This window comes from Lentzea sp. NPDC055074 (genome assembly GCF_053608005.1).
The window spans coordinates 128584-141726 of sequence record NZ_JBSGUQ010000022.1 but is presented as its reverse complement, the minus strand read 5'-3'; the positions used below and the strand labels follow the sequence as shown (position 1 = coordinate 141726).

Sequence of the window (13143 nt, the reverse complement as noted above, 5' to 3'; positions counted from 1 at the left end):
ACCAGACCTGTGGGAACGGGGCGGCGACTCACCGAGTCGCCGCCCCGTTCTGCGAGAGCCGGGCCACGGCTCCGACGACCAGGTCGAAGAACCGGTCCACGTCGAGCCCGACGGCCACCCGCGCGTTCGGCTCCCGGCCGAGCCGCCCGTGCAGGTCCACGACCGTCGCACCGCGGGTGAACGTGCCTGTCGTCTCGATCCCCACGAACGCCTCGACGCAGGTCACGAGCGTCGGATCGATCACCCGCGCCACCGCGACCGGGTCGTGCAACGGCGGTGCCGCGAACCCGAACACCTCGCGGTAGGTCGCCGCGAAGAACGTCATCAGCTCCCCGCACGTCCGCCCGAGCGGTCCCAGCGCGTTCAACTGAGCCACGACTTCCGGCGTCACCAACGCCTGGTGAGTCACGTTCAACCCGATCATCGTGATCGGCACGCCGCTGCCGAAGACGATCGCGGCCGCCTCCGGGTCGACGTAGATGTTGAACTCCGCGTACGGCGTGGTGTTGCCGCGTTCGGTGGACCCACCCATGAGCACGATCTCGCGCACCGCCGACGGTCCGTACCGCCGCAGGTACATCGCCACGTTCGTCAGCGCACCGGTCGCCACCAGCGTCGCCGGCATGTGGGCGTGCATCACGTCGATCGCGTGCTCCGGCACGACGCCGACCGTCAGCGGACCGAACGACGGACCGTCCATTCCGGACTCGCCGTGGATGTCCTCCGCCACGTACAGCGGCCGTACCAACGGTTGTGCGCACCCGCGGGCGATCGGCACGGAGATCCCGGCGGCCGAGCAGATCCGTTGCGCGTTCGCGGTGACCTTGTCCAGCGTCTGGTTCGCGGCCACGGTGGTGATCGCGCGCAGGTCGATCTCGGGGGACCCGGCCGCCAGCAGGATCGCGATCGCGTCGTCGTGGCCGGGGTCGCAGTCGAGCACCACAGGAGTCGGCATGTCCCCATCCTGCCGCTCGCGTATCGTGACACGACCGAAAACGTTTTCACGGGAGGTCGGATCGTGGCACGCAGGCGATACGCGGTGGTCGGCACGGGGTCGCGGGCGGAACGGCACGTCCACGCCATCGCGGTCGAACACGCGGACACCTGCGAGCTCGTGGCGTTCGCCGACGTGAACCGCACGAGGATGAACGTCCACAACGAACGGCTCGTGGAGCAGGGAGTCGAGCCGGTGCCGACGTACGACGCCGAAGACTTCCTGAAGATGCTGGAAGAGCAACGGGTCGACGTGGTGGTGGTGACCACCGTGGACCGTTTCCACGACACGTACATCGTCGAGGCGCTGGACGCCGGATGTGACGTCGTGACGGAGAAGCCGATGACGACGGACGTCCCCTCGGCCGGCAAGATCCTGGACGCGGTGCACCGCAACGAAGGCACCGTCACGGTCACGTTCAACTACCGCTACAACCCGATCCACGAGAAGGTGCGCGCGCTGCTGGCGGACGGCGCCGTCGGTGAGATCGGGTCCGTGCACTTCGAGTGGCTGCTCGACACCCGGCACGGCGCCGACTACTTCCGCCGCTGGCACCGCGACAAGGCCAACTCCGGTGGTCTCATGGTGCACAAGGCGACCCATCACTTCGACCTGCTCAACTGGTGGGTCGGCTCGGTGCCGGAAACCGTGTACGCGCACGGCCGTTTGTTCTTCTACGGCGAGGAGAACGGCGAACGGCACGGCTACGCGCGCGATGACCGGTTCGACATCAAGCTGGAGCAGAACGCGTGGCTCAAGAAGCTCTACGTCGACGCACGGCACGAGGACGGCTATCGCCGCGACCAGAACCCGTTCGAACCCGGTGTGTCCATTGAGGACGACATGTCCGTGCTCGTCCGCTACGCCAGCGGCGCGAACCTGACGTACCACCTCACGGCCTACTCGCCGTGGGAGGGCTACCGTTTGATGGTCAACGGCAGCAAGGGCCGTCTCGAGCTCGAGGTCGTCGAGAACTCCTGGGTGTCGGGTCAGGACCCGTCCGTGCACGGCGCCACGGCGAACCCCGAGCAGGGGTGGGCGAAGCTCTCCGTGCAACGGCTGTTCGCCGAACGCGAGGACGTCCCGCTGGAGTACGACCGGGACGGGCACGGCGGCGCGGACCAGCGCATGGTCGACGCGCTGTACGGGCCGGCCGGGCAGGAGGACCCGCTGGGACGCAGGGCGACGCACTACGACGGCGTGCTTTCGCTGCTGACCGGGTTCGCCGCCAACCGCAGCTTCGAGACGGGTGAGGCCGTCCGCGTCGCCGACGTCCTCGACCTCCGATGAGGACCCCTTAGCGGTCGCCGCACTCTCCGCGCCATTGCCCGTTCGGGTGGCCACGTTGACCGTGGTCGCCCGGATGATGTCGCAAACGAGTCTTGGTTGGCGCGGTGCATTGAAATTCGACGCACGTCGGCTGATGCTGGTGGGCGCGGTGGAGTCCGCCCGAGAAGGGTGAGAGCGATGCGTGTTGCGCTGGTCGGCGCTCGTGGGCACGGGGCGCGGCACGTGGAGAACCTGGTGCGGCTGGGTCACGACGGCCTCGCCACCTTCGTCGGGGTGGTCGACGTGGCGGACGTCGACGTGCCGGTGCCGTCCTACCCGGACCTGCCGTCGCTGGCCGCCGAGCTCCACCCGGAGGTCGTCGTGATCTCCTCGCCGCCCGCGACGCACCGCGACCTCGTGCTCGCGGCGTTCGAACTGGGCTGCGACGTGCTGGTCGAGAAACCGGCCGTGCTGTCGGTGACCGACTTCGACGAGATCTCCGCGGAGGCCGCGAAACGCGGGCTGGTGTGCCAGGCCGGGTTCCAGACGCAGGGCAAAGGCTCGTATCGGCGGCTCTGCTCGTTGCTCGGCTCCGGTGCGTTGGGCGACATCACGGGCATCGGCGCCGCCGGCCGTTGGGTGCGCACGGACTCGTACTACGACCGCGCCGAGTGGGCCGGGCGCCAGGGCGAGGACGGGACGCTCGTGAACCCGTTCGCCCACGCCCTGCAGAACGCGTTGCTGCTCGCCGATGTCGAGGAACGGGCCGACATCGCTGTCGAGTTAGAGCTGTACCGGTGCCGCGACACGATCACCGCGGACGACACGGCGTGTGTCCGCGTCACAGCCGATGGCGCGCCACCGGTCGTGGTCGCCACCACGCTCTGCGCCACGACATCGTTGCCACCGGTCGTGTTGGTGCACGGAACGCTCGGCCAGGCCGTCTGGTGGTACGACGACGACAGGCTGACGGTCAACGACCACCGCATGGCCGTGGCGCCGTCCGTAGATCTTCTGGAGAACCTCATCCGGCACCGGCGGACCGGCGAGCCCCTGGTCTCGCCGCTGGCCGGCGCGCGGGCGTTCACGTCCGTCGCCGAGCAGTGCGGCAAGGCCGACGTGCCGCTGCTGCCCGCCCGCCGCGTCGGTGACCGGGTGGTGCTCGACGGCATCGACGAGGTCGTCGTGAGGGCCGCCGAGAAGATCGCGACCTTCACCGAACTGGGCTGCGGATTCGGGCGGTAGTCTGCCGCGCAGTTCGCCGCGTTCGGGGAGAGTTGCGTTGGACACCTACATCGACCTGAAGGACGTCCGGGTCACCGGTTACGTCACCATGGGCCTGATCGCGCTGGTCGCCGCCGAGTCGATCTGGGGCACGATCAACGACTGGCAGGGCGGCTCGTCGTCGTGGAGCTTCCTGGCGATCGTGCTGATCCTTCCCGCGGGCGTCGCGTCCTTCCTGTGGTTCCGCGGGGTCACGCACAACGCCGAGGCGATCGCGCTGCACGGCGTGCGGACGGTCTCGCAGGTGTGGAAGGCGAGCGACCCGGCGCAGCGGGAGAAGCCGTTCGAGCAGCGCGTCGCGAGCCCGTTGATCAAGCCCTGGCAGTACGCGTTCCTCGCCATGGTGCTGTGTGACGTGTTCGAGTCGATGCTCCTCGACACACCCCTTTACGTGGTGTTCTCCACTCTCTCCACGCTCCTCGCGATCGGCGCGGCCGGTCTCGCGTGCTTCCTCGTGCTGCGAATCTCGCTCATGCAGCAGCGGTTCGCGGTACCTCAGCGCAAACGCGGCTGATCTGAGGTAGACTCCTTCGTTGGTTGCAGTTTTGTGTTCGTGTCTTTCACGCTCGCCAAACTTCAGTTGCGAGCGCTTCTCCTTCTTCACGGTTGGGGCAAGGCTCATGACCAACCACGGAGTGGCCGCACAGTGCGGCTCGCTCTTCAGTAATCAAGGAGAAGCAGTACATGGCAAACGGCACCGTCAAGTGGTTCAACGCTGAAAAGGGCTTCGGCTTCATCGCCCCCGAGGACGGCGGCGCTGACGTCTTCGTCCACTACTCGGCCCTCAACGGCGGCGGCTACCGCAGCCTCGAGGAGAACCAGAAGGTCTCGTTCGACATCACGCAGGGCCAGAAGGGCCCGCAGGCGACGAACGTCACCGCTCTCTGACGTTGTTTCATCCGTTGGGCCCCCGGAGTCTCTCCGGGGGCCCTTCGGCCTTCTCGGGACGTGTGCGCGCCCCCTAGCCTGGCCGGATGCCGTTGCTCGGACCAGCCGACCCGCTGCCGCACGTGCCCCGGCGCGTCCTCGTCGCAGGCAACGCCGGATCCGGCAAGTCGACGCTCTGCCTGCGCATAGCCGAGCAGCACGACCTGCGCCGGGTCGAGCTGGACAGCCTCTACTGGGGTCCGCGGTGGACCCCGCGCCCGGAGTTCCGCACCGAGGTCGCCGCGTTCGTGCGCGAGGACCACTGGGTCACCGAGTACCAGTACAAGGCGGCGCGGCCCGCGTTGCTCGCGAGGGCGGACACGGTGGTGTGGCTCGACCACCGCTTCGCGGTCGTGATGGGACGGCTGGTGAGTCGCACGATCAGACGTCGCGCGGCAGGGGTGGAGTTGTGGAACGGTAACCAGGAGCCGTCGCTGTGGTCGGCGTTCACCGACTCCGGCCACATCCTGCGATGGGGCTGGAAGAGCTACCGGCGCAACCGGGCCAGGGTGCTCGCCCTGGTCGACGACGTGGTGGTCGTGCGGTTGCGTGGGCAGGCGCAGGTGGAGCGGTGGCTCTCGGGTCCGCTCGCCTCGGTCGGGGAGGAGCGCGCTCGGTGAGAACCGCACTGGTGCTCGGCGGAAGAGGCATGCTGGCCGGCTGCGCGGGACAGCTCGTGGCCCGCGGGTGGCGGGTGGTGCTGCCCTCGCGCACGCAGCCGCTGATGGCCGACGACGGTCCCGGACGCGCGGCGCGGGCGTCGATCTCGCACGGGCACCGGCCGACGTGGGTCAGGGCCGACTGGGCCGATCCCGCGAAGCTGGCGACGGAGGTCGAGTACGAGCTCGACGGCCATCGGGTGAACCTGCTGGTCGCGTGGGTGCACGCCAACTACCGCGTGAGCGTGCTCAACGCCGTGCGGCACCTTCTCGCAGAAGGCGCGCCGGTGGTGGAGGTGCACACGTCCGCACCGGTGCCGGACCCTGTGCTCCCGCACCCGACACAGCAGGTGTTGCTCGCTCACTTCGCCCACGACGCGATGCAGCGCACGAGCCGTGCGGTGCTGGAAGCCGTGGAGCGGGGACTGGAAGGACGGGCGCCCTCGCTGCATCACGAGGACGCCCGCTGACGTCTCGGCCCTACCTGGCCTCGGTCTTCTCGATCTTCGCCCGGCCGATCTCCGCCTGCACCTTGATGCCGGCGGCCACGTTCACGAGCTGACGGACGACCACGTCCTCGTTGCGGATGTCAGCGATCTTCTGCTTGGTCTTCGTGACGAACTCGAACTCCGCGACCTCCGCCGCCTCGATCTCGGCGACCTTCTGGAAGTCCTTGCTGAAGTCGAGGACCACCTCCGCGTCGTCGAGGACCACCAGCTGGTAGTCCGACGGCAGGTCGGAGGCGAAGCCCTTCTGGAACTTGCCGGTGACCTTGATGCCGTCGGGTGTCTCCAGCAGGTCGAGGACTCCGTCGACCGGCGTGAACACCGCCTCCCGGAAGTCGGCGGTGGCCTTCGCGGGCACGGGTTCCGGCTCGGCCAGCGCGGGGGACGCCGTGAGTGCGAGAGTCGCGAGCAGGGCGGTGGCGATGTTCAGCAGTTTCGGCATGTCTTCGTTCGTACCGGCGGGCATTTGGCCCCGCTCGGTCAAACGCGTCGCTCGATCGGGCGGTGAGGCTCGATCAGCTCTGACGGGTCGAGCGCATTCCGCGCACCAGCAGCATGACCGACTCGCGCACCTCGGCCCGTGACCGCTCCGGCTGGAACACCTGCCAGTCCAGCGCGATCACGAGCAGCGTGCCGAACAACGCCGCCGACGCGGTGCCGACCTCGACCCCCTCGGGCAGGCGGCCCGCGTCGGACAGGCGCTTCATCTGACCGCGCACGATCGACACGATGTCGTCGCGCAGCAGCTTGAGCGTGCCGTGCCACTGGCCGGGCGTGCGCCACAGCTCCGAGACGAGGAGCTGGCCGAACGCCGGGTACTCGGCCCAGAAGCCGAGCATCTCGTCGACCAGCGCCTCCAGCGAGTCCTCGGACCCCTCTGCGGACCGCAGCCGGCCCGCGAGGATCTCCACGCCGTGGTGCAGCAGCGCTTCGACCAGGGCGTCCTTCGAGGCGAAGTTGTAGTAGATCGTGCCCTTGGCGACGCCCGCCTCCGAGGCGATCTCGTCGACCGTCACCGAGGCCGCACCCCGTTCGCCGACCAGCTTCAACGCCGCGTCGAAGAGCTTCTGCCGGGTCGCCGTCGTCCGGGCGCTCACAGCACGAGCTCCGGCTTGAGCTTGGACGCTGTCCACACGCGCTGCTTGTAGGCCGCCACGGACGTCAAGGCTAGGGCTCCGACCAGCCAGGCGAGAAGGATCAAAGCGTCCTTTCCGACGCTGCCCAGGTCACCGCCGTACATGAGGTGGCGCAGACCGTCGACCGCGTAGCCCATCGGCAGGCCGTAGTGCAGCGGGTACAGCGGCACGGGGATCGTCTGCCACGGGAACGTGCCACCCGCGCTGACCAGCTGCAGGATCAGCAGGATCAGCCCGAGGAACTTGCCGACTGCGCCGAACGCGGCGTTCAGCGCGTGCAGGATCGCCACGAACGTCAGTGACATCAGTACGAGGAACCCGAACGTGCCGATGGGGTTCGACGGCTCGATGTCGACCACGAACCGTACGACCGTGAACATCACGAGCACCTGCACGACGCCGAGCAGTGCACCAGGGAGCCAACCGCCCAACGCGACGCGTAGAGCCGACTGACCGGCGGCGAGCGCACGGCGTGAGAGCGGACGCAGCAGCAGGAAGAGCACGAACGCGCCGATCCAGGTCGCCAGGCCCAGGAAGAACGGGGCGAGGCCCGCGCCGTACGTGGCGGCCTTCGTCTGGGACAGACCCCGCACCGCCACCGGGTCACCGATCGCCTGCGCGATGGCGGCACGTGTGGGGTCGTCCTGGTTCGGGATCTTGTCGATGCCGCCGGACAGGCCGGCGCTCAGCTCGGACGCACCGCTCGCGACCTTCGTGGCGCCTTCCTTGAGCTGCGGGGTGCCCGTCGCGGCCTTCTGCAGGCCGTCGCGGAGCTGGGCGTTGCCGTCGGCGAGCTTCGTGGCGCCGTCGTCGAGCCTCACGATGCCGGAGACGAGGCCGGGCATCTTCGACGAGAGCTGCTCGGCGCCGTCGGCCACCTGGTCCGCGCCGGTCGCGAGCTTGCGGAGATCACCCGCGGCGCCCTGGACCTTGCCGTTGGCGTCGTCGACCGGCTTGCGGACCTGACCGAGCGTGGTCAGCACGTTCTGCACCTGCTCCTCGGTGAAACCCAAGGCGCGCAAGCGGGTCGCGATGTCTCCGTTGGCCTGGTCGAGCACGCCGACGAGAGCCTGGGCCTTCTTCGCGTACTCCTCGGCCTGGGTCGCGGCCGTCTCGTTGCCGGTGGCGACCTGGCGCGCGCCGTCCGCGATCTTCTTCGCGCCTTCGGGCAGCGGTGCGGTCTGCGAACGGAGCTCGTGCGTGCCGTCGCGGAGCTGCGCGGCGCCGTCGGCCGCCGTCACCGCGCCCGTGGAGAGCTGCTGGACGCCGCTGTCGAGCTCGCCGATCTTGTCGCGCAGCGTCGCGCTGCCGTCCGCGAGCTGCTTCGCGCCGTCGGCGGCCTTGGTGGTCTCCTGGCGGATCGTGGAGAAGCCGAGCAGCAGCTTGTCCGCAGCCTCGGTCGAGACCTTCGCCGTGACGGCCCTGCGGACCTCGTTCACGACCTGGTTCGCGATCGTGGAGCCGAGGTAGTTGTTGGCGTCGTTGGTCGTCAGGGTCAGTACGCCCTGGCGCGGCTTGTTCTGCTCGGCGGACGTGAGCGCCTCCGAGAAGTCCTCCGGCAGCGTCAGCGCGAAGATGTAGTCGCCCTTGCGGACACCCTCGTCGGCGTCGTCGACGACCTTCCAGTTGAACTTCTTGCCGTTGAGCAGCTCGTCCGCGACGTCCTTGCCGGCGTTGAGGTCCTTGGCGCCCTTGTCCTTCACGACCAGCGCTGCGGGCACGTTGTTGAGGTTCGCGTACGGGTCCTTGTTGGCGTACAGGTAGAGCGACGCGTACAGCAGGGGCACGAGCGCCAGCGCCAGGACGGCGAGCTTGGGGAGCTTGCCGGAGGTGATCCGGCGGATCTCGTTGAAGGCCATGCGAAGGGCGCTCATGCGGTGATCTCCATCTTGGTGTCGTTGTCCTCACCAAGGCGCGCGTGCGGGATGTCGAGGATGTGGGCGGAGGAGTTCGAGCACAGGACGACGACGGACCGTTCGGGGGTCACGTGGTCGTGGGCCAGTGCGAGCCACTCGCGCGGGTTCGGGTGGTAGCGGTCGGGGCAGTCGAGGATCAGCACCGTGACGCCGGGGCGTGCGGCGGCCAGGTCGAGCATCACCGCGCACCGCGTCTGCGCCGGAACGTGCTCGAAGCGCTTGTCCGCGTGCTCATCGGCGGCGTGCTCCACCAACCAGTCGTGCACTGCCTTCTTGCCGGAGGGCATGCCGTTCATCGCGAGCTCCTCGCCGACCACGGCGGACAGAGTCAGCGCCTCTTCCGGCTCGTTCACCTCGGGAGCGTCCACGAGCACGACACGCTTGCGCAGCGTCTTGGCGTCCGGGGACACCGTGCCCGTCGAGGGCTTCATACGACCGGAGAGGAGGAGGGCGAGAGCCGTGTGGCCGGCTCCGGGCTCACCCGCGACCAGGGTCAGCTCGCCGGGCTTCACGGTCAGCGAAGTCGGCCGGACCAGGGGACCATGGCCCCCGTTGACGCCTGCGCGACTTGCGTGGATCTCCACGGCTTTACCCTCCGTTTAAACTGACCGGTCAGTACAAATTCTCCCGCAGACCTCTGCCGCTGGCAACTCGGACATAGGTCACCTAAGGGCGGAGGCGGGGCGTACTTCCCAGACGGTCCACAGCGGCCGGTAGCCCTGACGCGGCCAGAACACGCTGCTCAACGGGTTCGGCGGGTTGTAGTAGAGGTACGTGCCGACCGCGCCCATCCGGTGGAGCTCCTGGTGGGCGTGGGCGAGGAGCTGCTGGCCGATGCCCGTGCCGCGGGCGCCGGGGAGCACGGAGACGCAGTTCACATAGCCCCAGCGGCCGCGGGGGAGCCGTGCGGCCGCCATCGTGCCGGGCTCGGACGACACGATCGCGCACTCGGCGAGCGCCACCGCGATGCCGTCGCGTTCGGCGAGCCAGATCGGACTGGCGTTCTTGAGACGTTCTGTGAGCGCGCGTCGCTTCACCACGGCGGCGTTCGGGCGCACGATCGTGGAGCCGACGTAGGAGGAGTACTCCAGCTCCGAGAGCGACAGCTCCAGCACGGTCTCCAGGTCGTGCGGGGTCGCACGGCGGATCGTGAGCGTGCGGGAGACGTGCTGCGTTGGTGTGCGCAGGCGCACGGCGAGCACGGACAACGGCACGAGCCCGTGGTCGAGGAACGCCCGTGCGGCCTTCGTGTCGCGGCTCGGCCAGTGCACGACGCACGCCGTGTCCTCGTGGACCTCCTGCGCGTCGAGGTGCCGGCGGAAGCGGGTGAGCAGCGCGTCCATGCCCTGCGAGCCGCCGACCAGCGGCAGCATCTCCCACACCTCCGCCGCCGACCACAGCCGCGTGGTCGTGTGCGGCTCGAAGCTCTGGTGGCTGACGACCCCGGCCACGCGCGTGCCGTCCGCCAGCGCCGCCGTGAGGACGTGGCCGTCGGCCGGCGGTTCGGTGGCGGGCGGGAGCAGCGGGTCCAGTGAGGCGAAACGGGCTGACTGGGCCGCCACTAGTCCGCGTGCCGAGGTCATGGCCGTTGAGATTACGACGTCAGGCGGGTCCGGAAGATCGCGGTGCCGGGGAAGAGCTTGCCGCGCAGGGGGCTCCACTGGCCCCAGTTGCGGGTGTGGCCCTTCGGCCACTCGGGCTCGACCAGGTCCTCGACCACGAAACCGGTGTTCGTGAGGGCGCGGACGTAGTCGCCGAGCGTGCGGTGGTGCTCGACGTAGGTCGCCTTGCCCTCCTCGTCGACCTCCACGTAGGGCGTGCGGTCGAAGTACGACTGCGTGACGGTGAGACCGAGCGGGCCCGGGTCGTCGGGGAAGATCCACCGCATCGGGTGGTTGACCGCGAACACCCAGGGCGCGCCGGGCCGGAGCACGCGGGCGAGCTCGCCGAAGACCTCCTGGACGTCCGCCACGAACGGCACGGCGCCGAAGGCGGAGCAGGCGGCGTCGAACGAGTCGTCCCGGAACGGCAGCTGGTCGGCGCTGGCCTGCACGAGCGGCACGTCGATGCCCGTCTCGGCGTTGGTGCGGCGGGCGTGCCGGAGCATGCCCTCGGAGATGTCGAAGGCCGTGACGTCGGCCTTGTTCTCCTTGAGCCAGCGGGCGCACATGGCGCTGCCGCAGCCCACCTCGAGGACGCGCTGACCAGCGATTTCCCCCAGGAACCGGGCTTCCTCCTCGCGCAGCCCCTCCGGGCACCACACGAAGTCCGCCGCGCCCAGGAAGTCGCCGTGCGTCTGGTGGTAGTCGTCGGCGTCCGCGTCCCACCAGATCCGGTTCGCCACCCTCGACTCGGCGGCGTCCGCACCCCGCTTGACGATGCCGGCGGTGCCGAGCGCTTGTTCCGCGCTCGCGTGCTGGTTGGACACACTGCTCCTTCACATGGGGGCTGGTTTGCTTGCGCGTCTTGCGGCCGCGTACGATATCGCGTGCGTAGTGGGTTAGTGCTGCCCATGATCCAGAACCGCGGATTCCAGGTCGCTGCGACGCTGCGCGCGCACCACTACCAAGCCATCGATGCCAATCCGTACCGGAGCCACCTACCTAATGTCCACCGACACCACCACCGCCCCCGTTGCCGCTGCTCCCAAGCAGGTCGCGATCAACGACATCGGGACGGAGGAGGACTTCCTCGCAGCTATCGACAAGACGATCAAGTACTTCAACGACGGCGACATCGTTGAGGGCACCATCGTCAAGGTCGACCGGGACGAGGTCCTGCTCGACATCGGCTACAAGACCGAGGGCGTCATCCCCTCGCGTGAACTGTCGATCAAGCACGACGTCGACCCCAACGAGGTCGTCAAGGTCGGTGACGAGGTCGAGGCGCTTGTTCTCCAGAAGGAGGACAAGGAAGGCCGTCTGATCCTCTCCAAGAAGCGCGCCCAGTACGAGCGCGCGTGGGGCACCATCGAGGCCCTCAAGGAGAAGGACGAGCCCGTCAAGGGCACGGTCATCGAGGTCGTCAAGGGTGGTCTCATCCTCGACATCGGCCTCCGCGGCTTCCTCCCCGCCTCGCTCGTCGAGATGCGTCGCGTCCGCGACCTCCAGCCGTACGTCGGCCGTGAGCTCGAGGCGAAGATCATCGAGCTGGACAAGAACCGCAACAACGTGGTCCTGTCCCGCCGCGCGTGGCTCGAGCAGACCCAGTCCGAGGTCCGCAGCGAGTTCCTCAACCAGCTGCAGAAGGGCCAGGTCCGCAAGGGCGTCGTGTCCTCGATCGTCAACTTCGGTGCCTTCGTGGACCTGGGTGGCGTCGACGGTCTCGTCCACGTCTCGGAGCTGTCCTGGAAGCACATCGACCACCCGTCCGAGGTTGTCGAGGTCGGCCAGGAAGTCACCGTCGAGGTCCTCGACGTCGACATGGAGCGCGAGCGCGTCTCCCTGTCGCTGAAGGCCACGCAGGAAGACCCGTGGCGCCAGTTCGCCCGCACCCACGCGATCGGTCAGATCGTGCCGGGCAAGGTCACGAAGCTGGTTCCGTTCGGTGCGTTCGTCCGCGTGGACGAGGGCATCGAGGGCCTGGTGCACATCTCCGAGCTGGCCGAGCGCCACGTCGAGATCCCGGAGCAGGTCGTGCAGGTCGGCGACGACGTCATGGTCAAGGTCATCGACATCGACCTCGACCGTCGCCGCATCTCGCTGTCGCTCAAGCAGGCCAACGAGGGCTTCACGGTCGACACCGAGTTCGACCCGACCCAGTACGGCATGGCCGCCGAGTACGACGACCAGGGCAACTACATCTACCCCGAAGGCTTCGACCCGGAGTCGCAGGAGTGGGGCGAGGGCTTCGACAAGCAGCGTGAGGAGTGGGAGCGCCAGTACGCCGAGGCGCACACTCGTTACGAGGCCCACATGAAGCAGATCCGCAAGGCCGCCGAGGCCGAGGAAGAGGCTTCGGCCGAGGGTGCGGGCAACTACACCTCCGGTGGCGACGCTCCTTCCGCGTCCGTCGGCGCGCCGGCTCAGTCCGGTGGCACGCTGGCTTCCGACGAGCAGCTCGCTGCTCTGCGGGAGAAGCTGTCCGGCGGTATGTGAGTCGCTGGCTAGACCCTTCGAAGGCCCCTGCACCCGGTTCTCGGGTGTGGGGGTCTTTGTTGTTGGCGGTTGGTTTGGGTGGGCTGGCCGTTGTGTGGGCGGACCTTGTCGGGCGGTCGTCTTTGCGTGGGGCGACCTGTGTGGGGCGAGCTGTGTGTGGGGCGAGCTAAGACGGTGGTCGCCTTGAGGGCGGCCAGGTTGCGTTGCGTGCTTTCCCTGGGGCTCTGCCCCAGACCCCGGCAATCTGATCAGGGGGCCAGCGCTGCCGGTGGGTAGATGGCACGCCTGTTGCTTAGAGCGGCTGCCTGTTGCTTTGAGAGTTGCGGTGGCGGTGGGGTCCCATCACAAGCCGAGC

14 protein-coding genes are annotated in these 13143 nt (G+C 68.6%); 7 read left to right on the top strand and 7 right to left on the bottom strand.

Translation table 11 applies throughout. The features are described 5' to 3' along the window. Window positions 1-28 precede the first annotated feature (28 nt). A complete protein-coding gene (locus ACWF7A_RS37090; protein WP_452255169.1) occupies window positions 29-955 on the bottom strand; it encodes a nucleoside hydrolase in 927 nt (308 codons plus the stop codon). Window positions 956-1018: 63 nt separating this feature from the next. Here ACWF7A_RS37090 and ACWF7A_RS37085 point away from each other — a divergent pair, with 63 nt between their 5' ends. From ACWF7A_RS37085 to ACWF7A_RS37060, 6 genes are all read left to right on the top strand, one after another. Then, the gene (locus ACWF7A_RS37085; RefSeq protein ID WP_452255168.1) at window positions 1019-2284 is read left to right on the top strand and encodes a Gfo/Idh/MocA family protein; all 1266 of its coding nucleotides are present in this window, start codon (window positions 1019-1021) and stop codon (window positions 2282-2284) included. A 177-nt stretch (window positions 2285-2461) separates the two neighbouring features. Next, window positions 2462-3508 carry a Gfo/Idh/MocA family protein gene (locus ACWF7A_RS37080; protein WP_452255167.1) on the top strand — a complete coding sequence of 349 codons (1047 nt, stop codon included), beginning with the start codon at window positions 2462-2464 and terminating at the stop codon, window positions 3506-3508. Between the two features lie 37 nt (window positions 3509-3545). After that, window positions 3546-4061, top strand: a complete 516-nt coding sequence (locus ACWF7A_RS37075; RefSeq protein WP_452255166.1) for a hypothetical protein — start codon at window positions 3546-3548, stop codon at window positions 4059-4061. Between the two features lie 170 nt (window positions 4062-4231). After that, window positions 4232-4435: a cold-shock protein gene (locus ACWF7A_RS37070; RefSeq protein ID WP_030476842.1), complete on the top strand. Its 204-nt coding sequence runs from the start codon at window positions 4232-4234 to the stop codon at window positions 4433-4435. Window positions 4436-4521: 86 nt separating this feature from the next. Further along, entirely contained in the window at window positions 4522-5094 is a 573-nt protein-coding gene (locus ACWF7A_RS37065; RefSeq protein WP_452255165.1) for an AAA family ATPase, read from the top strand. Next, entirely contained in the window at window positions 5091-5603 is a 513-nt protein-coding gene (locus ACWF7A_RS37060) for a hypothetical protein (RefSeq protein WP_452255164.1), read from the top strand. Before ACWF7A_RS37065 ends, ACWF7A_RS37060 begins: the two co-directional genes overlap by 4 nt. Before the next feature lie 10 nt (window positions 5604-5613). Here the strand turns inward: ACWF7A_RS37060 and ACWF7A_RS37055 are convergent, their stop codons facing one another. From ACWF7A_RS37055 to ACWF7A_RS37030, 6 genes are all read right to left on the bottom strand, one after another. Continuing rightward, complete coding sequence (locus ACWF7A_RS37055; protein ID WP_452255163.1) at window positions 5614-6081, bottom strand: hypothetical protein; 468 nt, start codon at window positions 6079-6081, stop codon at window positions 5614-5616. Between the two features lie 73 nt (window positions 6082-6154). Beyond that, window positions 6155-6736 (bottom strand): TetR/AcrR family transcriptional regulator, encoded by a 582-nt coding sequence (locus ACWF7A_RS37050; RefSeq protein WP_452255162.1) that lies wholly within the window; start codon window positions 6734-6736, stop codon window positions 6155-6157. After that, a complete protein-coding gene (locus tag ACWF7A_RS37045) occupies window positions 6733-8649 on the bottom strand; it encodes a YhgE/Pip family protein (protein WP_452255161.1) in 1917 nt (638 codons plus the stop codon). The genes ACWF7A_RS37050 and ACWF7A_RS37045 overlap by 4 nt, the downstream gene beginning before the upstream one ends. After that, window positions 8646-9275 (bottom strand): ATP-binding cassette domain-containing protein, encoded by a 630-nt coding sequence (locus ACWF7A_RS37040; RefSeq protein ID WP_452255160.1) that lies wholly within the window; start codon window positions 9273-9275, stop codon window positions 8646-8648. Before ACWF7A_RS37040 ends, ACWF7A_RS37045 begins: the two co-directional genes overlap by 4 nt. 78 nt (window positions 9276-9353) lie before the next feature. Then, a complete protein-coding gene (locus tag ACWF7A_RS37035; protein WP_452255159.1) occupies window positions 9354-10274 on the bottom strand; it encodes an N-acetyltransferase family protein in 921 nt (306 codons plus the stop codon). A gap of 11 nt (window positions 10275-10285) precedes the next feature. Next, window positions 10286-11119, bottom strand: coding sequence for a class I SAM-dependent methyltransferase (locus ACWF7A_RS37030; RefSeq protein ID WP_452255158.1), 834 nt, complete (start codon window positions 11117-11119; stop codon window positions 10286-10288). 178 nt (window positions 11120-11297) lie between these two features. On the opposite strand from ACWF7A_RS37030, the gene rpsA reads away from it, so the two are divergent. After that, window positions 11298-12788, top strand: coding sequence for a 30S ribosomal protein S1 (gene rpsA / locus ACWF7A_RS37025; RefSeq protein ID WP_319977070.1), 1491 nt, complete (start codon window positions 11298-11300; stop codon window positions 12786-12788). Window positions 12789-13143 lie beyond the last annotated feature (355 nt).

Excerpts from the sequence above, each read along its gene's own strand:
- ACWF7A_RS37045 (WP_452255161.1), bottom strand. The coding sequence starts at position 8,649 with ATGAGCGCCCTTCGCATGGCCTTCAACGAGATCCGCCGGATCACCTCC.
- ACWF7A_RS37035 (WP_452255159.1), bottom strand. The coding sequence starts at position 10,274 with ATGACCTCGGCACGCGGACTAGTGGCGGCCCAGTCAGCCCGTTTCGCC.
- ACWF7A_RS37065 (WP_452255165.1), top strand. The coding sequence starts at position 4,522 with ATGCCGTTGCTCGGACCAGCCGACCCGCTGCCGCACGTGCCCCGGCGC.
- ACWF7A_RS37055 (WP_452255163.1), bottom strand. The coding sequence starts at position 6,081 with ATGCCGAAACTGCTGAACATCGCCACCGCCCTGCTCGCGACTCTCGCA.
- ACWF7A_RS37080 (WP_452255167.1), top strand. The coding sequence starts at position 2,462 with ATGCGTGTTGCGCTGGTCGGCGCTCGTGGGCACGGGGCGCGGCACGTG.
- rpsA (WP_319977070.1), top strand. The coding sequence starts at position 11,298 with ATGTCCACCGACACCACCACCGCCCCCGTTGCCGCTGCTCCCAAGCAG.
- ACWF7A_RS37070 (WP_030476842.1), top strand. The coding sequence starts at position 4,232 with ATGGCAAACGGCACCGTCAAGTGGTTCAACGCTGAAAAGGGCTTCGGC.
- ACWF7A_RS37090 (WP_452255169.1), bottom strand. The coding sequence starts at position 955 with ATGCCGACTCCTGTGGTGCTCGACTGCGACCCCGGCCACGACGACGCG.